The organism is Halomonas sp. KG2 (assembly GCA_030440445.1).
Classification (GTDB): Bacteria; Pseudomonadota; Gammaproteobacteria; order Pseudomonadales; family Halomonadaceae; genus Vreelandella.
Window position 1 is genome coordinate 730,827 of record CP098528.1, and the last position, 24,101, is coordinate 754,927.

General features: G+C 54.0%; 17 protein-coding genes. 11 read left to right on the top strand and 6 right to left on the bottom strand.

The annotated features are described in order from the left end of the window. Positions 1–228 precede the first annotated feature (228 nt). The 10 genes from NDQ72_03540 (at position 229) to NDQ72_03585 (ending at position 15,304) form a co-directional block, all read left to right on the top strand. The gene (locus NDQ72_03540) at positions 229–6,684 is read left to right on the top strand and encodes a calcium-binding protein (GenBank protein WKD29030.1); all 6,456 of its coding nucleotides are present in this window, start codon (positions 229–231) and stop codon (positions 6,682–6,684) included. A 196-nt stretch (positions 6,685–6,880) separates the two neighbouring features. Next, on the top strand, positions 6,881–7,648 hold the full coding sequence (locus tag NDQ72_03545; protein WKD29031.1) for an AraC family transcriptional regulator: 768 nt from the start codon (positions 6,881–6,883) through the stop codon (positions 7,646–7,648). 130 nt (positions 7,649–7,778) lie between these two features. After that, a complete protein-coding gene (locus NDQ72_03550) occupies positions 7,779–8,135 on the top strand; it encodes a RidA family protein (protein WKD29032.1) in 357 nt (118 codons plus the stop codon). Between the two features lies 1 nt (position 8,136). Beyond that, a complete protein-coding gene (locus NDQ72_03555; GenBank protein WKD29033.1) occupies positions 8,137–9,072 on the top strand; it encodes an ornithine cyclodeaminase family protein in 936 nt (311 codons plus the stop codon). Between the two features lie 155 nt (positions 9,073–9,227). Then, a complete protein-coding gene (gene dctP / locus NDQ72_03560) occupies positions 9,228–10,301 on the top strand; it encodes a TRAP transporter substrate-binding protein DctP (protein ID WKD29034.1) in 1,074 nt (357 codons plus the stop codon). Between the two features lie 57 nt (positions 10,302–10,358). Then, on the top strand, positions 10,359–10,904 hold the full coding sequence (locus NDQ72_03565) for a TRAP transporter small permease (protein ID WKD29035.1): 546 nt from the start codon (positions 10,359–10,361) through the stop codon (positions 10,902–10,904). Next, positions 10,901–12,175 carry a TRAP transporter large permease gene (locus tag NDQ72_03570; protein ID WKD29036.1) on the top strand — a complete coding sequence of 425 codons (1,275 nt, stop codon included), beginning with the start codon at positions 10,901–10,903 and terminating at the stop codon, positions 12,173–12,175. Before NDQ72_03565 ends, NDQ72_03570 begins: the two co-directional genes overlap by 4 nt. Positions 12,176–12,193: 18 nt before the next feature. Then, positions 12,194–13,234, top strand: a complete 1,041-nt coding sequence (locus NDQ72_03575) for a histone deacetylase family protein (GenBank protein ID WKD29037.1) — start codon at positions 12,194–12,196, stop codon at positions 13,232–13,234. Between the two features lie 10 nt (positions 13,235–13,244). Then, complete coding sequence (locus tag NDQ72_03580) at positions 13,245–14,351, top strand: class II histone deacetylase (GenBank protein ID WKD29038.1); 1,107 nt, start codon at positions 13,245–13,247, stop codon at positions 14,349–14,351. Then, positions 14,348–15,304: a branched-chain amino acid transaminase gene (locus NDQ72_03585; protein WKD29039.1), complete on the top strand. Its 957-nt coding sequence runs from the start codon at positions 14,348–14,350 to the stop codon at positions 15,302–15,304. Before NDQ72_03580 ends, NDQ72_03585 begins: the two co-directional genes overlap by 4 nt. A gap of 47 nt (positions 15,305–15,351) precedes the next feature. On the opposite strand, the gene NDQ72_03590 is transcribed toward NDQ72_03585, so the two are convergent. From NDQ72_03590 to NDQ72_03615, 6 genes are all read right to left on the bottom strand, one after another. Next, positions 15,352–16,461, bottom strand: coding sequence for an aminotransferase class I/II-fold pyridoxal phosphate-dependent enzyme (locus NDQ72_03590; GenBank protein WKD29040.1), 1,110 nt, complete (start codon positions 16,459–16,461; stop codon positions 15,352–15,354). Between the two features lie 25 nt (positions 16,462–16,486). Next, entirely contained in the window at positions 16,487–17,869 is a 1,383-nt protein-coding gene (locus NDQ72_03595; protein WKD29041.1) for an FAD-binding oxidoreductase, read from the bottom strand. Positions 17,870–17,905: 36 nt separating this feature from the next. After that, positions 17,906–19,561 carry an ABC transporter ATP-binding protein gene (locus NDQ72_03600; protein WKD29042.1) on the bottom strand — a complete coding sequence of 552 codons (1,656 nt, stop codon included), beginning with the start codon at positions 19,559–19,561 and terminating at the stop codon, positions 17,906–17,908. A gap of 9 nt (positions 19,562–19,570) precedes the next feature. After that, positions 19,571–20,404 carry an ABC transporter permease gene (locus tag NDQ72_03605; GenBank protein ID WKD29043.1) on the bottom strand — a complete coding sequence of 278 codons (834 nt, stop codon included), beginning with the start codon at positions 20,402–20,404 and terminating at the stop codon, positions 19,571–19,573. Next, positions 20,401–21,378 (bottom strand): ABC transporter permease, encoded by a 978-nt coding sequence (locus tag NDQ72_03610; protein WKD29044.1) that lies wholly within the window; start codon positions 21,376–21,378, stop codon positions 20,401–20,403. Before NDQ72_03610 ends, NDQ72_03605 begins: the two co-directional genes overlap by 4 nt. A gap of 76 nt (positions 21,379–21,454) precedes the next feature. Beyond that, on the bottom strand, positions 21,455–23,011 hold the full coding sequence (locus NDQ72_03615) for an ABC transporter substrate-binding protein (GenBank protein ID WKD29045.1): 1,557 nt from the start codon (positions 23,009–23,011) through the stop codon (positions 21,455–21,457). A gap of 248 nt (positions 23,012–23,259) precedes the next feature. Here NDQ72_03615 and NDQ72_03620 point away from each other — a divergent pair, with 248 nt between their 5' ends. Then, positions 23,260–23,934: a GntR family transcriptional regulator gene (locus tag NDQ72_03620; GenBank protein WKD29046.1), complete on the top strand. Its 675-nt coding sequence runs from the start codon at positions 23,260–23,262 to the stop codon at positions 23,932–23,934. Positions 23,935–24,101 lie beyond the last annotated feature (167 nt).

Here is a 24,101-nt window from a genome sequence, read left to right on the forward strand (position 1 = left end):
CGTGCTACCGCGTTTCGGTGGTGGCGATGCGTCTAATGCTCTGTTACCGCTATATAACCAGCCTTTTTCAGGGTTTGGCTAACACTTCTTTGTGGAATACTTAGGCCTATTTTTCTAATGCGCCTGATAAGCACAGTGTGCGTTCAGGCGTGTGGGCGATATACGCCAACCAGATATAAAAACGATTAGGCGCCAAGCGCCTGCGAACTTTCAGTGGAGAAGTGCTCAATGGCGATATCATCAGCCGATATTCTTAAGTCGACCCAGCCTGGCGTGATGAACGGCCACCTGCTCAATGGCGTCAGGGTGAGTTCAGTGGACTCACAGGGCGACTGGCAAGCGTTCGCTGACACCCAAGAGGGTGTGGCGCGCATAGAAATACCGGCTGATCCGCAGGCACGCCTTGCTTTCGTTCGCCGTTGGATGGCGAAAAACCAAAAAGTGCTGAAACGTGGTGGAATGGCAGCAACGCTAGTACTGCCGCTGATGGCTCAGCAGGCGATGGCTGATGATATGGTCGCTGTTAATGACCTGCAAGGGGTTGATGAGGTTATTCGTCAGCCTAATGGCAGCCTGACATTGGTAATGGATAACGGCCAGCGTATTTACCTAGCGGCTGCGGATGTTGAGCTTGAGGGCGGCCGTGTGGTGGTCGATATCACAGCGCTCATGGAAAAATTGGATGCCGACAGCGGTCTGCTTGTGCCGTTAAGCCAGTTGCCCAATGTGCAGACCTGGGAGCTGTTGCCCGATGGTAATGTAATGATTACCCGCGCAGATGGCTCGCTGTTGCTCGTGGAGCGTGGCGCCGTGGTTCAACAGGGTGATCTTTTGTTAATCAGCCCGAGCAGTGCGTTGCAGCAAGGTGTGGCAGAAAGCAGCACTGACTTTGGCACGCTGCTCTTTGTGCCTAGTGCGTCTTTTTCACCTAGCGTTAGCGGCAGCGAAACCACGCCAAGTAATGCAAATGCCACAAGCGGTAGCAGCACCCCAGTTAGCTCTTTTGGTGATATTCCACCCTGGCTTTACCTCGGTGGAGGGGCGTTGGCGTTAGGTGCGGCCGCAGCAGGTGGCGGCGGCGGGGGAGGTGGTGATTCCTCAACACCGCCTGCACCAGAACCACCTACGATCAGCGGCTATGTGATTGATGGCTATATTGTGGGTGCCACCGTTACTCGTGCCGTCAATGCTAATCAAGTGGAAACCGACAATAGCGGTTTCTTCAGTGGCCTGCAGGGCAGCGGTATCTTGACGGCCACAGGTGGCGTTGATATTGCCACTGGGCTGCCGTTCAACGGGGTGTTGCGAGCGCCAGAAGATGCCACGGTGATCACGCCGTTGACCACCATGATGGTTCAGTTATCGGCGCAGTTCGATATTAACGACGCCACATCACAAAGTGTCATTAAAACTGCATTGGGATTAGATGAACGCGTTGATTTGCTGACTACCGACCCACTGGGCGATCAATCCGCTAGCGTTGAGTTGCTTGTCGCGGGTGTTAAAGTTGCTGGTTTGCTAGCGATGGCCGACAGTGCGGGTATTAGCAGTAGCGACGCGCTTTCACTACTTGCCAACGCACTCAATCAAGCCAATGACGCGGGTCGTGAGCTGACCAATCAGCAAATGGCTGATGCATTAGGGCTGCCTTCTATTGCCGGTCAGGTAAAGCAAGCACTAGACGCTATTGATAACGCGGGGGCAGACGTCAACCTTGATGCTTATCGAGACGGCGACAGCAACCCACTTCGCGATGCTCAACAAGCGGTTCAAAACCCCAACAGCGATCTTTCTAATACGATTGATGTTCGCGCTGATCTTCCTTATCTCACGCTTCAAACCGCGGTTAATCTTGCGCAAAAAGGAGACTTGCCCTCTCAGTACTTGATCAACCCTGATCAGGGGTTCTCTGCGGGTACGTTGGGATTGACCGTTGCCGCCGACCGCTTGGCGCTGGTGGAGAAGATTTTAGCGGGCGATTACGATGTTGAAACGGCGCCTATCGAGCTTTCCGACATTTACACATGGTCAATTCGCGCTAGCGTCGAAGATGTGTTAGTGACTGGCGGTTTGGAGCGCCCCACCGTTTTAGGTGCTGAGCGCGTTACGCTAACGGATGAAACAATCCGGCCGGACCAGTTTGCAGATTTGAATACGCTGGATAACTTTGTACTTGGCAGCACGGTGGTGCCTTACACGCTTGAAGAGGCGCTGAAAACGGCAGAAATGCCCGCAAACTACACGTTAGATCCAGAAACGCCGTTTGTTAATAATGAATTAAGCCTGCGTGAAGCGGCAGAGCTTATTGATGAAACACGGCTGTTAACAGATCGCGCGCTGAATACTGGGGATGATGGTTTAACACGCGAGATGTTGTTGAACTGGACCATCCTCGATAGTTTTGACAACGTGATAGACGCTTCCAGCGCTGACCCGCAGCTTAATGAAGCCCGCCGTGTCAGCGTTACAGAAGCCGTCATTACGCCAGAGCAATTTAAGCAGCTCGATGCGCTGAGCAATTTCGAGCTAGGTGCCACAGAAGTAGGCTATACGCTTGCACAAGCCCTCGATGCAACACCGCTGGCCAGCAACTACATCATTGATCTCGATGCTCCCCTTAATGTCGGTACCGTGACCGTCGCACAAGCCGCTTCAGCCTTTGCCGATGTTTCGCGTGTTTTGGAAGGTGCCAACAATCAACCGCCACTGACGCTATTTCAATGGGCCGTCAGTGATAGTGCTAGTGCCATTATTGCGGATATCAACGATGGCCACGTCGCTGGCGCTAACCCCGTCACGATTAGTGATCGTGCGATAACCGTTGATGAGTTTGACCAGCTTAATACGCTGGATAACTTCCAGCTAGGCGACACCGTTGTAGGCTACACCTTGGCACAAGCAATCGCTGCTGACGTGCTTGCCGATAACTACGAAATCGCCCAACAGCCGCCCTTTAATGCGGGCAGTGTTAGCGTGTTGGAAGCAGAAGATACGCTCGCGACCGTAGAAAACATTCTGGCGAATGCGCTGAACCCAGAAACGCCCAATGTCGATCAACTCTTCAACTGGACAGTGCTTGATACGGTTGACGCTATTTTGGATGCGGGTGATGTTGCCCATTTACTGCGTGCCAATGCCGTCAACGTTAGCGATGGTGTGATTACCTTGGCACAGTATGAAGCCCTAACAGGACTTCAGAGCAATTACGTACGCAGCGGAGAAACCGTTGAGTACACCCTTTCAAGCGCCATTGCCGCTGACAATAGTGATTCGCTACTCAATAATTATGCGATCAATCTAGAGGCGATTCGTGAGGCTGGCGAAGTCACCGTGGAAGACGCACGTGACGCGTATACCCAGGTCGTCGAGTTGGCGAAAAACGCTGAAAATAGTGCTGAACTAAGCGAAAACCAGCCGTTTAGCTGGGTAGTGGTCGATAACGCCAACACCATCATTGGTGATATTGCTGAAGATCACGTGATGTTGGCGGATCAGGTGCGTGTCGCCAATGTAGGAATTAATCAATCCCAGTACGAACGCTTGGCCATGTTAGAAAACTTTGAACTGGCCACCACGGTTGTTCGCTACACCTTAGAAGGTGCTATCAGTACCGACATTGAACTGGCGGATAACTATCAGATTGCACCAGATGTTTACAGCCCAGGAGAGCTCAGCGTTGCTGGCGCTAGTTCTGAGCTTGCTCGTGTTGAAAACATAATAAGCGGCGCCAATAACGCCGATGGGCTAGACGCTGACGAGCTATTCAACTGGGTGATTAATGATACTGCTGAGGCGATTTTAGCCGTTGAGCAAGGTGCATTGCATATCGCCCTTGCTGACGAACTTCGTGTCACCGACCCAACGATTAGCATCGGCGAATACAATGCGCTGTTAGCGATTGAAAGCGATAATGTCGGCTACCAGCGTGGCGACGAGCAGGTGGAGTACACGCTAGCACAGGCGTTTAGCGTCGGTATCGACGATGTCGTGGCTAATTACATCATCAGTACTGGCGCGTTATTTGCCCCGCAGCCATTGACTGCACAGTCTGCTATTAATGATCTGGCCGCTGTGCGCCAACTGCTAGATAGCGCCGAAAACGCGCCGAACCTCGGCAGCGTTTATACCTGGAGCGTGCTTGATAGCTACACTAATATCCAGGCGCAGTTAAGGGCTAATCTCCCTGAAGGGTTGCAGCTTGCGGATACCATTCAAGTCACTAACCCCACCTTAACCGCAGCACAATATGAGCGTTTGGATACGACGCTGAACAACTTTAGCTTAGGTGATACGACCGCAGTAACCTATGCCGATATTAGCGATGCGCTGCGTGCCGAAGAGGCCGATCTGCTCGCACCAGCAGGGCGTTTTAGTCTGCTAGATGACACGACAGCCAGGGTGGAAACCTTAACTGTCGTAGACTCCGCCGACACCTTGGCAAATATCCGCACGGTATTGGAAGCGGCTAACGGTCTTGAAAATAACAATGAAACCGTTCAAACCCTGTTTGACTGGACGGTAAGCGACACAGCTGACAACGTTATTCGTGCGATCAATCAGGGCCACGTAACGCTGGCTGGCAATGTCACGATTACGGATGATCAAATCACCTACGCGCAATATCAGTCGTTGACGACCCTAGGTAACTATCAGTATGCCGATGACCCCATTGAAGTGCTGTATACCCTAGAAGAAGCATTAGAGATCATTGACGAAGAGGGGGTTGAAAGTCTCAATAAAGATCCAAGCGATAACAGTGTGGGTTATCGCATTGCTGATGAAGAGCTGTCCGTGGGTACTTTCACCGCTGCTGACGTTAAACCGTTGGTGGATAAAGCGCTATCTGCACTGGCAAATGCCAATGGGCCCACGCCAGCGGTAAATGCACTACTGAAATGGACGGTTGTTGATACGGCAGCTGCCTTGCTAGAGGCTCAGGCTGGCACCGAATTCCCGTTGCATATCACTGGCGCAGAGCAGGTATCAGTTAATAACGACATTCTAGCGATTGCTGATTTACAGCGTTTGCAACGGTTAGATAATTTTGAGCTTGGCGATACGCCCGTGCGATTTATCTTAACCAGTAACTTAACGCTGAATCAGATTGAAAGCATTGCCAATAGCTATGAAATCTCCCCAAACAGTGGTGAGTTACCCAATTTCTCACTTGCTTCGGTTGCTGATGCACAAGCCCGATATCAGTCGGTTCAGGCAATTGTCGATGGTGCACTAAACAGCCGCGATGTCAGTGTGGAAGTGCTGCAAACGTGGAGTATTACCAGGGCTCAGGCGGATGATTTATTAGCGGCGAGTGATGAAGCGTGGGTAACGGGCGCTACTACTATCAGCTTGGAGTTGGGAGCTGATGAGCTCCTGAGCGCCGAGCAGTACGAGGCGTTTGTCGCGCTAGGCAATGTGACGCTCGATAGCGTGGAAGTGGGTTACTCCTTACAAGAAGCGGTTGCCGTAATAAATGCCGGAGAGGTATTGCCAGCCAGCACCGATGAGCGCCCGGGTAGCTACCAAGTGCTGGCTGACCAGCTTTTTGATGCCTCTTCGTTAACCGTCGCGGAAGGTGAACAGCTGCTAGCCACCGTCGCCTCCATTATGGCAGATGCCAACAATGCCGCTGAGCTGGACCGCGAAACGTTGCTGAACTGGGTGGTGGAAGATAGTGTCCAGCAGCTCATGGACGCTATCGATAGTGACGTACTATTAGCGGCGAGCAGTGTACGCGTCAATACTGATGAGATCGGTTATCAAGATTTTGAAGTGCTCAGCGAGCTAAAGAACTTTGACCAAACAGGGCTAACGGTGTCTTACCCCCTAGCGGATCTGGTGCAGCGCTTTATCAGCGGGGGAAGCATCCCTGAAAACTACTCGCTGGAGACCGATCAAAGCGCATTTTTTGATGCTGGATTGTTGGATGTTCGCGCGGCGAAGGAGCTATTTGATACCGCCAGTACACTGCTGGACGGCGCGGTAAATAACGACGTGCCTCTCTCCTCGCTAACCTCATGGGTAGTGCAGGATACCTACAGCAATATCTACACCCTTAATGTCGCAGGCAATGGTGGGGTTCCGGCTGATTTTCTAGTCGATGATGCCGCAAGCATTGTCGTCATTGATGACCCGCTTAACAGTGACGATGAGCAGGATCTGAATATTGCCTTTACGGTCAATGGCTACGAGCATCAGCCGGGTGCTGAAGTCGGAGGAAGCATTGATCAACTTGCCCAAACCTTTACGGTGGATGGTCAGCCTGGTGGCGAGGTGATGAGCATCACCGACTTCCGCGTCGGTGATGTGCCAGGTGCTGACGAGTTACGCGTTGACCTGACCGCCGATGAGTTCGCAGCACTGCGCGGCGAGGGGATTGGACTTGTGATCAGCGAAGAGGTGCAAGCGCTAGACGTTAATGACGCCTTCGCCGTGTTCACGACCGCTGAATTTGAAAGCGGTGTTGATTGGCTTGATCAACTTGGCCTGGAAACCGGTGACGTGGTGTATCTCTTAGCCGGAGATGGCAATACGCCAGACATCGCCGATGATGCGCTGCTGCAGCGTGTGGAAGCACTCTCAAACAGTGCGTTTGATACAGACACGCTAGCGTCGTTCGAGGCTATTAATCTTGGCGACTTTGACAACGTTAACTGGAATACCAATTACAACACGATGACCTAATGACATTGCCAAAGCGGTACTGGACTAGCTTAGCAGCTACCGCTAATTACAGATGAGCGTAGTTATCTGTAATTAGCCATTAGTTAAATTGCTTTACGCAAAAAGAGAGCGTTAGCCAAGCGTTAGCGCTTTCTCGCTTTTCTATGGTCAGCCGTTTTATAGTGCAAGCGTCAACGTAGAACCAAACGGTACGTTCATGGTCCAGTTTGAGCTGCATAACCGTAATTTAGCCCCTGAACAGGTATCCCACTCACACGATTTTCACCAGTTAATTCTGGCAACGTGCGGCGTGACTGAGCTTGCTATGGAAGGGCAGAGCGAGCGCGTCACGGCACGTCGCGGCTGCTTGATCCCATCGTCTCGACACCATGAGTACCAAGGCGATGGCGGTAACCGCACGCTGGTGTTGGACATTCCTGTTAAGCACTTAGCGGTGTTGGAAAAAGGCAGTGAAATCGAGCGGCTATTCGACAAACCACGTTTTTTTACCGTACCTCCGGCGCTTAATCAGTTGACCCATGCCTTAACGAACCAGCTGGAGCAGTGTCCTGCGCTGCAAAATGAAATTGCCGTGCTGCTGCTTCGAGCGCTGTATATGTACCTTCAAGATGAGCCGAAGCAAGTTGCTGATCAGATTGGTGTTCGCTGTATCAGTGAACGGCTTGACCTGGAAAGACTGGATGCCTGGCTGGATCAGCACTTGGCGGACGATATCCGGGTTGAGCAATTAGCCGCATTATGTGCACTAAGCCCTGGGCATTTTCATGCCTGCTTTCGTGACCTAACTGGTGTGACGCCATTAGCATATGTTCAGCGCAGACGGCTTGAACACGCGCGTACGTTGGTTCGGCACAGCGCCCTAAGCCTGGGCCATATTGCCATGCTGGTTGGCTTCCGCGACCAAGGAAGCTTTTCTCGCGCCTATCGGCGTTACTTTGAGATTGCCCCCTCCTCAGACCGTTAGCTTGGCAAACAGAAATCATTGCTCGATGAGTTACAACACTTACGGGCAAATTTGCCAGAGTTTCGGGCAAGCACGCCGCTCATCATCATCGTAGTCTCAAAAGGAACCTCATTTTCCTTGGAGAGACACCATGAGCGTTACCTATCAAGACAGCAATGCCCGCATGAGCCAAGTCGCGATTCACAACGGCACCGTTTATCTCGCCGGCCAAGTGCCCAGTGACGCAACGGCTGACATGCGTGGCCAGACCGAGCAAGTGCTCGCGCGCATTGACCAACTGTTAGCCCAGGCAGGCACCTCGAAAGAGCAGCTGGTTTCTGCACAAATTTGGGTCACCAGCATGGCCGAGTTTGATCAAATGAATGCTGCTTGGGACGCCTGGGTAGTGCCTGGCCGCCCGCCCGTACGTGCAGCGGTTGAAGCTAAGCTTGCCAAGCCGGAATGGAAAGTAGAAATCATGGTTGTTGCTGCGCTGCCGGAGGCCTGATATGCGGGTTGTGTCTGCGGCGGAAGTGGAGCGCTATCTTACCTGGAAAGGTTTGATTAAGCGGCTACATACTACCTTTGTGAATGGCGTTGAATCTCCGCCACGCCATCATCATGCGATGCATCGCCCCGACGGTGAAGCCACCATGCTGCTGATGCCTGCCTGGGAGCCAGCAGGCTATATCGGCGTCAAAATGGTCAACGTCTTTCCTCAGAACGCCCAGCACAATATTCCTGCTATTTCCGGGCTGTATTTGCTTAGTGAAGGTAAGCATGGCCAACCACTGGCTTGCATTGATGGCAGCGAACTAACGCGCCGCCGCACAGCGGCTGCCTCTGCCTTGGCGGCACAAGCACTAGCCAACGAGGCGGCGGAAACGCTATTGGTGGTAGGGACTGGCAAGTTGGCCCCTATGGTCATTGAAGCCCATGCCAGCATTCGACCAATCAAACGCGTGCTGGTATGGGGCAGAAATCCTGAAAAGGCTTCTGCTATCGTCGAGGCCTATGCCGACCGGTTTGACACCCAGGTCGTTAGTGATCTGCAAGACGCGGTTGTACAGGCTGATATTGTCAGCTGCGTCACGCTCTCCACAGAGCCGCTAATTAAAGGTGAGTGGTTAACACCGGGCACGCATGTTGACCTTATCGGCGCTTTCCGCCCCCAAATGCGCGAAACCGATGCTGAGTGCCTGCGTCGATCTGCCGTATTTGTGGATACCTACGCCGGGGCTAAGGGCGAAGCCGGCGATATTCTTCAGGCAATCGATGAGGGTGCGTTCCGTTTTGAGAATATCAAGGCAGAGCTTGCTGAGGTGCTTGCGGGAACCAAGCCAGGTCGGCGCTCTGCTGAAACCATCACGCTGTTTAAGTCAGTTGGCGCATCGCTTGAAGACTTAGCAGCGGCCATTGAAGTGTGGGAGGCCATTAACCAGTAGCTAACAGCCAGTAACTAACAGAGAGCCGAGTAACTCACAGGGAATAGTCACATTTGCCGTCTAAGGCATGGATAATAACGATAATAAAACAATCGCTTACGAGTGGAAACGCCAGTCATAACGCAAACCAGCTAATAACCAAAACGAGGTAAGTTATGAAACCTACACAGTCTTTTTTATTTGCTGCCATGGCGGCTCTGCCACTGGCTATTGCCAGTGCAACCGCCCAGGCACAGTCCTATGAAATGGTCATCGCCACCCAGCTTCCAGAGGATATGAAAAATAACGAAATCTATCCTGCCCTGGTGCATTTCAAAAACCTTGTGGAAGCGCGTACCGATGGCGATCTTGAGGTCTCTATTTTTGGTGGCGGTCAGTTAGGTTCAGAAGTCGAAAATGGCTCAGAAGTGCAGGGTGGTCGTACCCTGCAATCGACCATTATGTCAGCGGGTGCGATGTCGTCGTTTTATGGTGACTACCAAGCCGTAACGGCTCCTTTCTTGTTTACCAGCTGGCGCCAAGCGTGGAGCTTCTTTGACAGCGAATGGTTTGCTGACTTCATGTCCGGCACCGTTGAAGACGCCAATATGCGCTACTTAGGAACGTTCGATGATGGCGGTGGTTTTGTAGCCTTCACTAACAACGGGCGCTTGATTGAGACCATGGAAGATCTCGAAGGGCTCAATATCCGTACCGAAGAGAACCCCGCTCACGTCGCTATTATGCGCTCACTTGGTGCTTCTGCCACGCCGCTACCTTGGGGTGAGCTGATTACTGCCCTTGAAACGGGGTTGGCGGATGGCCAGTTTAACGCTCCCGTGCTGAATACCACGTTCAACTTTGATGCGGTAACGGACTACACCACCCTGACAGGGCATGTGTACAACAGCGCCCCTTGGGTCGTCAGTGAATCCTGGTATCAGTCGCTGCCGGAAACGCATCAGCAGGCGTTAATCAGCTCTGCCCGCGAAGCGATTCAACTGAGCCACGGTATGTCGGGTGCGCTGTCCACCGCCAGTTGGGTAGAGTCCTGCGAACGTTTCGAAGCGTGCTACCTGATGCCTGATGCTGAGCGGGAACGCATGGCAGAAGTTGCCCGACCCGCTTGGAAAGAGTGGATTGTCGATGACTTCGGTATGGATGAAGCCCGCGTGCAGGGGCTGCTTGACGAAGTTGAGCGGGTTGGTCAGCAATTGGCAGATGATGATCTGCGCATTTACGGCCAGTAAGGTTTAGCGACGGACAAACGCTGGGGTAGCAAGGTTGCCCCAGCGTGAGGAATCACGATGAGCGTTTTACCCCCGTTACGCCGTCTAAGCGATCACATCAATCAGGCGGCGATTGTATTATGCGTTGGCTGTATTTTATCGATGCTGGGCATTTCTTTTACCGCCTTTCTCTACAAACTGTTTACCGGCAGCACGCTGAGCTGGACCTATTCGCTGGCCCGGCTTTTTTTGCCATGGATAGGCTTTCTCTCAATGACCATTTCACTGCGCTATGGCGAGCATGTGGCGATGACGCTGTTAGTGCGTAGCCTGCCTAAAATCATGGTGAAAATAGCGGCGGTGATGTGTCTGGCGATCCTCGGCTTATTTGCACTCATGCTTACTTGGTATGGCTGGGGCTACTTCTCCAACGCGACGCAGGTCTACATGGTGTCGGATCAAATCCGTATTCCTAGCAAAGTGACGGCCATTGTTGTTCCTATCAGCGGCCTGATTATGTTGCTGCATCTCGTTCACGGCTTTGCACTGCTTGAGCACTTTACAAGCGAGCATGAGGTGATCGATGACCTTCTTGAGAGCTCTGAAGAGGAGGCTCGCCCATGACGCCTACGATTATTGTATTTGTGCTGTTGCTGTTTATTGGGGCTCCCGTGGCGGTCGTCATGGCCATGTCCGGGCTGGCTGGCGGTTTCTCCCTGGGGGGAGAACGCATGCTCGGCATCATTGCTGACCGTATGTTTTCAGGGGTCTCTGGGTTTCTGTTAATTGCGGTGCCTTATTTTATTTTTACCGCCGAGTTAATGAATCAGGGCGGCCTAACCCACAAGCTGATTGCGTTTAATAATTCGTTGTTTGGCCGGGTTCGTGGCGCACTTTCCCACGTCAATATTTCGGTATCGGTGTTTTTTGCCGGGTTAACCGGTGCCGCTGTCACTGACACCGTGGCAATCGGCAAAATCATGATTCCCGAAATGAAAAAGCAGGGCTATGACGCTGAGTACGCGGCCGCCGTTACGGCATGTTCATCGATTATTGGGCCGATTATTCCGCCCAGTGTGGTGATGGTGGTGTACGCCACGCTGTTGCGTGATATTTCGGTGATCGACCTTTTCGCGGGCGGCATTGTACCTGGGCTGTTGATGGCGTTGGCGCTGCTAGGTGTGAGCTTTTTCCTAGCTTGGAAACGGGGTTATCCCAAACAGGCGCCCACGCCGTTTAAAGTAGCGCTGATGTCGTTTGTGGTTGCGCTGCCCGCCATGGTGGTGCCGCTGATTATTTTGGGTGGCATTCTGTCGGGCTTAACCACCATCACTGAAGCCTCTGGGTTTGCGGCGGTGTATGCCATCGTGATTGGCGTCGTATTTTATCGGAATCTCACTTGGCGAAAAATTTGGGACGCGCTGGTCGTGACAGTACGTTTCTCTGGAGTGGTGTTTTTCTTGCTTGCCACCTCGGCGGTACTGGGCTGGTTTGTAACACGCTCAGGGATTGCCAGAGATGCTGCCGGGCTTATTACCACCTTTAGTGATGCCGCCTTCCTACAGTTAATGCTGGTGTGCTTACTACTGTTGGTGATTGGTACGGTGATGGACGTGTTGCCGGCACTTGTAGTGGTTGCGCCCGTACTTGTGCCAGCCATGATTCAGCTGGGTTTTGACCCGCTGCATTTCGCTATATTGATGATTGTGGTGCTTAACGTTTCCAATGTGACGCCCCCAGTAGGGATGACATTAATGACGGCGGCCCGAATAGCCGAAGTGCCTTATGAGCGGGCCATTGTGGCATCACTACCATTTTATGTGGCTTTCATTGGCGTTATTGTGCTGTTAGCGGCATTTCCAGCGCTTTCAACCTGGATTCCCTCACTACTTTAAAAGGCGGATGTGCAACACATGAAGTGCTTTTACCACCCTGACCAGGACTACCATGCGCCGCCGACCTTTCTGCTGCGTGGACAGCCAGCGCCATCACCGGAAGGGCCGGTGCGTGCTGAGCTGCTAAGCAAAGGGCTGGCCGCGGCTGGTTTGAGCTTGACGGCACCCAGTGAAACTGACTCGCCGATGCTGCGTAAACGTCTTGAGCAGATTCATACACCGCGCTATTTACACTTTTTGGAAACGATTTACGAGCGTTGGCAAGCGCTGCCTAATGCAGCGGCGCTGGTGGCCCCGAACGTTCACCCTTGTGGTGGTGCTAGCCACTACCCGAGTCACCCCGTTGGCCAGGCAGGCTGGCATTTGCACGATATGGCATGCCCATTAAGCGAAACGAGCTTTCAAGGGGCATTAGCCTCGGCTGCGACAGCCGTGGCTGCCACTGAGGAAGTGATGAATGGCGCATCGCTCGCCCGCGCTTACGCCTTGTGTCGGCCACCGGGTCATCATGCAGGGCCGGATAATGCGGGTGGCTTCTGTTTATTGAATAACGCTGCCTTGGCTGCCAGCGTGCTGCGTGAGAAGTTTGCCAAAGTAGCGATCATTGACGTGGATTTGCATCACGGTAACGGTACTCAGGATATTTTCTACTCCCGCGGGGATGTCTGGACGGGTTCTGTACACGTCGACCCAAGTGTTTTTTATCCCTTCTTCTGGGGGGGCGTGGACGAGATAGGGTGCGAAGAGGGTGAAGGCGCCAACGTCAACTTGCCTCTGCCATTGGGCAGCGATGGTGAGACCTACCTTAATGCGGTGGCTATGCTGATTGAGCAGCTCAACCGTTACCAGCCAGAAGCGGTCGTGGTGTCGTTGGGGCTGGATGTCCACAAGGATGATCCGCTTGCCGGGTTAAGCGTGGAAACCGAAGCCTTTGTCGCACTAGGTAAGCAGTTGAGCGATTTGCCGTACCCCACTGTGGTGATTCAGGAAGGTGGCTATCCGACTGAGCAGCTAAGCGCTAACCTTGCCGCCTTTATGCGTGGTTATCAGAGAAGTTGAGAGAAGCTCAATGAGTAAGACAGGGTTTTACTGGCACGAACGCTGCTTTTGGCACGACCAGGGGGCAATTGGTGTTTTCTCTGCTCCCGGTGAGTTTCTGCAGCCTCAGCCTGCTTCAGAAAGCCCCGAGAGCAAGCGACGACTGAAGAATATTCTTGAAGTCAGCGGCCTGATAGATGAATTGAGAGTGGTCAAACCACCCGTTGTCGCGCAGCAAGACCTGCTGCGCTTTCACACCCCACGTTACCTGCAAATGCTGGCGGACGCCGATGCGAGTGGTGGTGGCAATGGTGGTGACTGCGCCCCCTTTACTCCTGGCAGCTGGGCCGCCGCAAGGCACTCCGCGGGGCTTGCCGTCGCAGCGGTAGAGGACGTGGCGCTTGGGCATGTTGATAACGCTTATGCGCTTTGTCGCCCGCCGGGGCATCACGCCGAGGCGGATCAGGGGCGAGGTTTCTGTTTGCTGGGTAATATCCCGGTAGCGGTGATGCGTGCCCGAGCCCTGGGGCAAGTGAAACGGGTAGCGATTCTTGATTGGGACGTGCACCACGGTAATAGCCAGCAGTCGGCGTTTTATGCCGAGCCTGAGGTGTTTACCGTTTCCGTTCACCAAGCCGCGAACTATCCGCTTGATAGCGGCAGTTTTGACGAGCAAGGCGAAGGCGAAGGGCTAGGGGCAAACCTTAACCTGCCGCTGCCGCCGGGCTGTGGTTTGGGCGCTTATCGCTATGCGATGGAGTCGCTGGTGTTGCCAGCACTGGAAGCTTTTAACCCAGACTTAATCGTGGTGGCCTGTGGCTATGATGCCTGTGCCAAAGATCCGCTAGGCAAGATGTTGCTCAACAGTGCCGCGTTTGCCGAAATGACCGCACAGCTAAAAGCGCTGGCCGCCCGTTGTTGTCAGGGGAAGCTGGTCTTCGTCCATGAAGGTGGTTACTCAGAAGGCTATGTGCCGCTATGCGGACATAGCGTTATTCAAACGCTGGCAGGTAGCACCATTAGTGTCCCCGACCCGCAAAACGATGAAATTGCTGCCTGGGGGTATCAAGCCTTACAACCGCACCAGCAAGCGCTAATCGACGGCTGGCGCCAACAGTGGGAGCAAGTTACGCAATGACACCGCTTTATGATCGCGATGGTTGGATTTGGCAGGATGGTGAATGGCTGGCTTGGCGAGAGGCCAAGGTCCATGTGTTTACCCATACGCTGCACTATGGAATGGGCTGTTTTGAGGGCGTGCGCGCCTATGAAGGGGAGCAGGGAGCGGCACTGTTTCGGGTTGCTGAGCATACCCGTCGCTTAGCAGAGAGCGCCCACTCCTTAGATATTCCGATCGCTTTTAGCGAAGAGGCGCTGATTGAGGCTCAGCAGGCGTGCTTGCGTAAAAATCAGCTGACTAACGCTTATCTGAAGCCAACGGTGTTTCTTGGCGCGGAAGGCCTTGGTCTACGGGCTAAAGGGTTAAGCACCCATGTGATGATTGCTGCCTGGGATCTTGGGCCGTATCTGTCGCCGCAGGCAACACGCTGTGGGTTACGTGCGCTGACGTCTTCCTGGGCGCGCCACCACGTCAATATCAGCCTGTGCCGTGCCAAGACCAGCGGTCATTATGTGAATTCAATGCTGGCGCTGAATACCGCCGTGAAAGCAGGGTTTGATGAAACCATTATGCTCGATCCGGAAGGCTATGTAGCCGAAGCGTCCGCCGCTAATGTTTTCTTATTGCGCGATGGTGTACTGCACACGCCCGAAGTGACGTCCTGCTTGCAGGGCATCACCCGCGATAGTGTGATTCAGTTGGCCCGCGAGGCGCTGGGCATTGAAGTGCGCGAGCGTCGCATCACTCGCGATGAGCTGTATACCGCCGATGAAGCGTTCTTAACCGGTACCGCTGCGGAAATTCTTCCTCTGCGTGAACTGGATGGCCGCCGAATCGGGGTAAGGGCGGGCGCCCCGGCAGTCGACGCGCCGATTCCTGACGACAGTGTGACCGCGCGTCTGCAGCGCCTGTATCGCCAAGCAGTGCGTGGCGAGCTGGCCGCGTTCAAGCACTGGTTAACGCCCGCTTAGGTTCGTTGCCCACTATTCGCTAGCGTTTGAAGAATGCCTGACAGCCGTCAGGCATTCTCTTTAATGGCCTGCTCAAGAATCGCTAGCTGCCCTGGCTCCAGAGCATCCGCGACGGCGGTGATGCGTAAGACATGACCAAGCGCTGGGTGAGCGGGGCGGGCGATTAATCTGCCGGCTTCCAGTAGCTCACGGTTTACCCGCTCGGCCAGTTCGGCAGTTGGTAAGCGAATGCCGATAAAGTTAGTCGCGCTCGGCAGTACGTCGGCACCCAGTGCTTGGAAATGGGCCGTTAGCTGTTCTCGCCGTGCTTTTACTTCCGCAATATGTTGCTGGACTTCGGCTGGGTGATCGAGCACAACTTCTGCAGCGGCCTGGGCAAAGGTGGATACCGCGTAGTGAATGCGTACCTTCATCATTAAAGCGAGCACGTCAGGGTCAGCAATCGCATAGCCAATGCGTAAGCCCGCTAAGCCGTGGGCTTTTGACAGCGTGCGTAGGCGAATGACACCCGGCAGTGCCTTGGCGGCGAAGTCACTGTTGGCGTCATCACGAAAATCGCCATACGCCTCATCCAGCAGCAGCCAGCAAGTGTCCGGCAGTGCGTCGCGCAGCTTGAGAATGGCACTGTCGCTATGCAGATGGCCGCTAGGGTTATCGGGATTGGCTAAATAGACCAGTTGAGCGTTTTCCTGGTGTGCTGCCGCCGCTAGCGCTTCTAAGTCAGGGGCAAGTAGCCCTGGGGCTTCAACATAACTAGGTTCTACTAAGTGGCAACCCTGGCCTTTGGCAAAGTAACCAAAGGTTGGGTAAGTACCTGCCGTGCTAACCACGGTGTCGCCCGGTGTGCAGGTGGTGCGTAGCGCTAACGCGATTAGGCTATCGGCGCCAGCATCTACCAGCAGATGATCGAGCGGTATGCCCTGCTGGGCGCTAAGCCGCTGGCGAACGCCGAGAGCTTCCGCATCGCCGTAACAATACACATGCTCGGCGACAGCATCGCCAAAATGTTCACGTAGTGCACGATGGGGCATGTCCAAGCCTTCATTGGAGCCCAAGCGATGAGGGATCTCGCGACCAATGCGGCGCTCCAAAACTTTAATCCCAGGAAACGGATTAAGGGGACCTTCACCCGTAAGATGATGGGGGTAGGAGGGCATATCGATATCCTAATAGTGAAAATTTTCAGCTCAAAATTTTACCGCGATTAAGCAACTGGTGTGGATCAAACGCCTGCTTCAATGTGTGCATTAATTCGATTTCCGCCTGAGAGCGGCAGGTGCTAAGCCAGGGGCGCTTTTCTAACCCAATGCCATGCTCTGCTGAAACAGAGCCTCCCAGGGCTTTAAGCGGCTCGTAAACCAGTGTTTCTACCGCGTGTCGCTCTTCTGGTGCATCGCTACCAACGCTAACCGAAATATGCAGGTTGCCGTCGCCAAGGTGGCCAAATACCACTAGGCGGCCATCTGGCCAGCGTTGTGTCAGCTGCTTCTCTAATGCATCGGTATAGCGCTGCATATCGGCAATAGGGAGGCTGACATCAAAGGTCAGGACGGGGGCCAGCCCCTTGACTAGCCCTTCAATATCTTCTCGTATCGCCCAAAGACCATCGCGTTGCGTGCTTGATTGGGCAATCACCGCATCGACGATTAAGTCGTGTTCAAATGCCTGTTCAAGCGCTTCGCGGAACTGTTCTGCATGGTGAGTTTCATCGTTGCCGAGTGACTCGATAATCACATAAAAGGGGTGTTCTGGTGGAATCGGGGGCGTGTGCCTCGCCAGCGTTTCAGTGAGCAGGCGATAGTGGTTTTGCCACATTACCTCAAACGCACCCAGGCCACCCCCAAGCGCTTTGCCCATATGGCTTAATAGCCCGGTTAGCGCGTCAAACGAGTGGCAAGCCACCAGTGCCGTTTGCTCGCTAGGGGTAGGCGGCTGAAGCCGCAGCACGGCGCGAGTAATAATCCCCAGGGTGCCTTCACTGCCAATAAACAGCTGCTTTAAATCAAACCCTGCATTGTTTTTCAGCATGCGATTCATGGAGCTGACAACACGCCCGTCGGCCATCACTGCTTCAAGCCCCAACACCTGCTGGCGCATCATGCCGTAGCGAATCACCCTGACACCGCCAGCATTAGTCGCGATATTGCCGCCAATCGTACAGCTTCCCCGTGCGCCTAAATCCAACGGGAACTGCAGACCTACCTCGTTAGCGGCTTCTTGAACCCGCTGAAGGGGGGCGCCCGCTTGCACCGTTATCGTACCGCCGACCTGATCAATCTCTTCGATAGCGGTCATGCGCTCCAGGGAAATGACCAACTCTTCTGGGCTCGCCTCCGCGCCATGGACCAAACCGGTTAAGCCACCGTGGGTCACGACGGGCTGTTTAAGCGCATGGCATGCCTGCATGACAGCCGCTAACTGTTCGGTGTCTGCCGGACGCACGATGGCGCCTGCTTGGCAGGGCGCGCCGGTCATCCAGTCAACACGGCGACTAGTGACATCATCGCCCGTGAGCACATGGGCAGAACCAACAAGTGTGCGCAGCGCCTCCAGGGGTATCTGCATGGGTGTTCCTTGATAAAGAGGTTAACGGTTCAGTGATTAGGCGGTAGCAGCCACTGGCGCTTGACGACCAGGAATCGCATCAAGCAGTGACTGGGTATAGGCCTCTTTCGGCTGAAGGAATATTTGTTCAGCGCTGCCTTGTTCAACAATACGGCCATGCTGCATCACCACGATGCGGTCGCAAATTTGCGCGGCGACGCGTAAATCGTGGGTAATAAACAGCAGTGAAAGCGAAAGCCGTTGCTTCAGTTCTTCAAGCAGTTCAAGCACCTGGGCTTGAATAGACACATCCAGTGCCGAGACCGCTTCATCTGCCACAATAAGCTCAGGGTTTAGCGCTAACGCACGGGCAATGCCAATGCGCTGACGCTGCCCGCCGGAAAACTCATGTGGGTAGCGCTCCACGGCGCTTGCACCAAGGCCCACTAGATCAAGTAGTTCTCCTGCCTGCTTGAGTGCCACATCTTTGGGTGTGCCATTGGCCATCGGTCCTTGCGCAATCGCCATGCCGACCCGAGTGCGTGGGTTAAGCGAGGCGTAGGGGTCCTGAAAAATCATCTGCACGCGGTGGCGTTCACGACGCAGCGCGTCGCCTTTTAGCTGTGAAAGATTAACGCCATCGAGCAACAGTTCACCGCTGTCTGGGTGTTCAAGGCGCACCACACAGCGGCCAAGGGTGGATTTCCCCGATCCCGATTCACCAACAATACCCATAGTCTCGCCGCGGGCCAGAGTTAGCGAGATATCATCCAGTGCGCGGACTTCTCGGGCAGGTTTAAACCAGCCTCCGCGTGAACGAAAGACTTTATTAAGCTGTTTGATCTCTAGCAGCGGAGCTACCTGGCTTGTTTCACGGTGGGGTGGCACTGCATTGCTGGGAATGGCGGCAATCAGTGCTTTTGTGTAGGTGTTTTGCGGATTTTCCAGCACCTCTTTGGCTTCTCCGATTTCGACAATTTTACCATGGCGCATGACACAGACGCGGTTGGCGATTTCAGCCACGACCCCAAAATCATGAGTGATAAACATCACCGCCATACCACGGCGGCGCTGTAAATCACGAATAAGCTCAAGGATCTGCGCCTGGGTAGTCACATCCAGCGCTGTAGTGGGCTCGTCGGCGATCAACAGCACGGGCTCAAGGGCTAATGCCATGGCGATCATTACGCGTTGCCGCTGACCACCGGATAGCTCAAAAGGGTAGGCGCTGATAGCTTTTTCTGGCTGTGGGATACCCACTTCAATCAACAGCTCCAGGGCACGTTCCTGGCGCTGTTTCGGGGTCAGTTGACCATGCGCTTCAAACACCTCGGCGATTTGGGCGCCCACTCGCATTAACGGATTAAGCGCGGTCATGGGCTCCTGAAAAATCATGCCGATTTTGAGGCCGCGCAGGGCGCGATGCTGTTTCTCGGTTAGGGTGATGACGTCTTGGCCGAGAAAGTTAACCTCACCTTGAACGGGGCGCACGCCTTTAGGGAGCAAGCCCATCACGGTGTTAGCAGCCATCGATTTACCCGAGCCGGATTCCCCTACCACGCACATGATTTCGCCGCGATTAACGTCGTAGCTAACGTTTTCCACCGCCAAGGCACGGTCGGCCCCTTTGGGTAGCGCCACGCTTAAGTCACGAATGCTAAGCACTGTTTCAACTGATGGGTGCTGTTTTTTAGAATCAATAGTGACCGTCATGAAGGGCTCCTAGCGCTCGCGGGAAAGTTTGGGGTTAAGCGCATCGTCTAGCCCTTCACCGACTAAGTTCAACGCCAGAACGGTGAGTAGAATCGCCACACCAGGGAAGAAACTCAGCCACCACGCTTGGCGAATAACCGTACGTGCCGCGCCAATCATGTAGCCCCAGGACATCACATTGGGATCGCCCAAGCCTAAAAACGACAGCGCCGATTCCAGCAAAATAGCGGTGGCGACCATTAATGAGGCCAGCACAATAATCGACGACAGCGTGTTAGGCAGAATCTGGCGCAGGATAATGGTGCTGTTGGTTTGGCCGACTAAGCGAGCCGCTTCAACGTATTCACGGTGCCGCAACGACATAAACTCTGCCCTTACCAAACGGGCAACCGGGGGCCAGCTGACCAGCGCAATCGCCAGCACAATGGAGGTGATGCTGGGTTGCATAATCGCTACCAGCACTATTGCCAGGGCAAAGTTGGGGATGGTTTGAAAAAACTCGGTAAAGCGCATGAGTACGTCATCAATCAGGCCTCCGTAGTACCCCGCAATCGCCCCCAGTGGCACGCCAATCAGCAGGGCAACGCTAGTGGATACCAAACCAATCAGCAGCGATACCCAGGCACCATGCATTAATCCTGCAGCGACGTTGCGCCCCATGGTATCGGTGCCCAGCAGGAAACCTTCCTGGGATAGCGGCGGTAAAAAGGGCCGCTGAACCATGCGCCAGGGAGATTCAGGAAATAGCAGCGGCGCCAGAATCGCCATGACGATAATTAGCAGCAGAATAATCAGCCCTACCAGGGCGCCACGGTTTTGCGCAAAGCGTGCGAAAAAGCTCATGAGGCCCCCTTGATGCGCGGATCAGCCAGGCGGTAAACCAAGTCGGTAATAATATTGAAGACAATCACTAACCCCGCCGAGAAGAAGAAAATCCCCAGCAGCAGGTTGTAGTCACGCTGCTGTAACGCTTCAAACATCAGCCGCCCGATACCCGGCCAGGCAAACACGGTTTCCGTCAAAATAGCGCCACCAACCATCTGCCCAGCCTGCAAGCCTGCCAGGGTGATGATCGGCAGTAAGGCATTGCGAAGAATGTGTCGGCGCTGAATGACGCTAGGTTTTAAACCCTTCGCACGGGCGGTTTTAACGAAGTCCTGCTGGGCTGCATCGAGCATCGAGGTGCGCGTCATGCGGGTATAAATCGCCATAAAAAATAGCGCCAGCGTGGTGGCAGGCAGTATTAAATGCGTGGCGACATCAAGCACAAGCGCGAAGCCAGTGTGGTCAGCGCCAACCGTGTAAAGACCGTAAGCGGGCAACCAGCCGAGGTAAACGGAAAACACCACCACCGACATCAGCGCTACCCAAAACAGCGGTGTGGCATAAAACACCAGGGCTAGCGCCATAATCAGTGAGCCAGAGGGCTTTTTAACCCGCGCCGCCGCCATGGAACCTGCCACAATGCCGAGTACCAGCGAGAGCACAAACGCCGTACCGGTTAGCAGCAGCGTGGCGGGCAAACGATCCATAATCAGATCAAAGACGGGCACACCAAGCCGATAGGAGTAGCCAAAGTCGAGCATGGCGATACCCGATACGTAGCGCCACAGCTGCACGTACATCGGCTGATCGAGTCCAAACCGCTCGCGCAGCTGGTTGAGAAACTCCTGATCCGCGGCACCCGCTTCGCCAGCCAGAATCGCGGCCGGGTCACCGGGGGCTAACTGAATCAGCAGGAAGTTAAAAATAACGATTAAAAACAGCACAATCACGGCTTTAAACAGCCGCATCAGAATGAGGCGCGCGTAAACCATAAGTCGTTTCCTGGCTAATACCTTCAAGACATAGCTAAAAAACCCAGGTAGCTCTCGCTACCTGGGTGGCTTGGGTTTAGCGATCTAGCCAAGCATCTTTAAAGCCGTCGTTGACACCCACGCCGGAAGTGACGAGGTTCTGCACATCACAGCGGTACAGGGTCGGGAAGCCCAGTTCCATCAGCCAGCCAACGGGCACATCTTCGTGCAGGATTTCCTGAACTTCACTGTAAAGCGCTTCGCGCTCTTCGTCGGGGAAAGCCGTGGCGGCCTCGTTGAATAGCTCGTCGACACGCTCGTTTTCGTAGCCTTCGACGTTATTCCAGGGCGAGCCTTTGGCAATATTGTCGGACAGGTAGGTGCGTGAAATACCCAGTGCCGGGTCGCCGTACTGGTATAGGTAGGTAAAGGCGAGGTCGTAATCCCAATCGCCCAGGCGCTGGTTCCAGCCGCCCACGTCGGTGGCTTGGGTGCTTACGTTAATGCCCACTTCACGCAGATTCTGTTGTACGGCCTCAGCCCAACGGGTCCACGTTTCACCGTAAGGAAGCGGCAGAATAGTGATCTCTTCACCGTCGTAACCCATTTCTGCCAACAGTTCACGAGCGCGCTCTGGGTTGTGATCGTAGGGTTCTAAACCGTCATGTTGGAAACGCGCGTTGGAGCCAAAGGCTGAGAGCGGCACATTGCCTAAGCCATTCCACAGCACATCTTTGGCAAACTCGCGATCCATGGCATACATCACTGCTTGGCGGAAGCGTTTGTCGGCGGTGGGGCCTTCACGGTTGTTCATCCACAGCATGGCGAAGGGGCTGAAGTATTCGTGGCCTTCTTCTGTCATACAGACGTTATCCATGGCAGATAGGCGCGGGATATCGAAGTTCTCAACGGTGCCGCTGGGCAGTACATCGATGGTGCCGTTCTCGAAGGCAACTGCACGGGAGCCACCGTCTGGGATGATGTGCCAGTTGACGCCATCCAGATAGGGGAGCCCGTCTTCGTAGTAGTCATCGTTTTTAACCAGCTCGATCACGGTGCCGCGTTCCCAATTAGCAAACTTGAAAGGGCCTGTGCCAATCGGATGGTCGTTGTGTTCGTTGTTGCGGAAGTCGGTGCCCGCATACAGGTGCTCAGGCACCATGGTGAAGGTGCCTGCCTCAAAGGAGATCAGGAATGGGCCGAAGGGGTCGGTTAAGGTAAATACCACCGTGTGGTCATCCGTTGCTTCGATGCTTTCCACATGTTGTAAAACGGCCCGCGCACTGGGGTTCAGTTCGCGGTGGAAAACATCGGCAGAAAATACCACGTCGTCAGCGGTGAAGGGTTCGCCGTCGTGCCAGGTAACATCTTCCCTAAGGTGGAAAGTATAGGTGCGGCCATCGTCGCTGACGTCCCATGACTCAGCCAACTGTGGCATGGGTTCCAGATCCGTGGTGTAGCGCAGCAACCCTTCATAGATATTGCCTGCCACGGTGCGTGTAGGCGCGTTTTGCACCATTCCCAGCACTAAGCCTGGCGGTTCTGGTTGAATAATAGTGTTAACCGTACCCCCTTGTTTCGGGTCGTCTGCCAGGGCAGCCGACGAAAAAGCGAGTGCTGCAGCGGAAATTGCCAAAGCCAAAGGTGTTCTCATTTTGTTTCTGCTCCTCGGTTACTAGGCCAAAGCCTGTCACGTAATGGATTTACGTTATTGTTAGGCGAGCGAGGCGTGATACAAAACAGCCCAGTTGTTGTTATGGATTTTGGTTATAGATCGTTATATGAGGCCTTTTTGAACATAGCATTGGTTTGTAAAACTGTCGACAGTCGTCAATCGGCCGTCGACAGAATACTTTTTTGCGTCATACTAAAAGTACGTAATACCTAATAAGAGTAAACTCTATGGCCTCTTCCCCAGTGGCTCCTGGCGGCTTTATTCAACAGCAAAACCTTGTTGAGCAGGTGGCCGACTATTTGACGCAAGCGATTATCCAGCAACATTTTTTGCCTGGAGAGCGGCTTTCAGAAGTGCAGCTTTCCCGGGATTTAGGCGTCAGCCGCGCGCCGGTTCGCGAAGCTGCTCGCTTATTGGAAAGTCGTGGGCTTTTAATCTCAAAACCAAGACGCGGTTTTTTTGTTAGGGCGTTGAATGCCGTTGAATTAGAGGATGTCTTCGATTTGCGGCTATGTCTTGAGCGCCATGCTATCCAGCGCTTATCGGAGCGCTACAGCAGCGACGCTGAGCGCGCGCTAAAACAGCAGGTAGAGATTTTGTGCGACGCGGCAGTCAGCAATGATGGAACACGCCGTATTGAGGAGGATCTGCAGTTTCACCGCTTAATGATTCATCACGCGGGTAATGAGCGGCTGCTGCGGGCATTTGATGGCTTAACCCACGAACTTCGCCTGTGCATTACGCTGATCACCAAAACCCACGAAGCCCCCGACACCATTGCCACCAGTCACTTTAAGCTGCTGGATGCATTAGGTAGCGGCAGTTCCGAGGCTTGCCGTGAGGCCATTGACTACCATATAGGCGTTGCTAGGGATTTTGTGGTCAACGGCGTGGGGGAGTGACCAAGACAGTGACTAAGAGGGCGAATGAAAGAGAGCTAGGACGAAATGCAGATGGGCCAGCAGCCGATCACAATGTGCACTGCCATTAGATAAATCAATAGTTCACACCTGAACAGATGTCGCCTTGCTCCAGGTCTGGCAAGATAGCGTTTTCGGACGTTTGACGA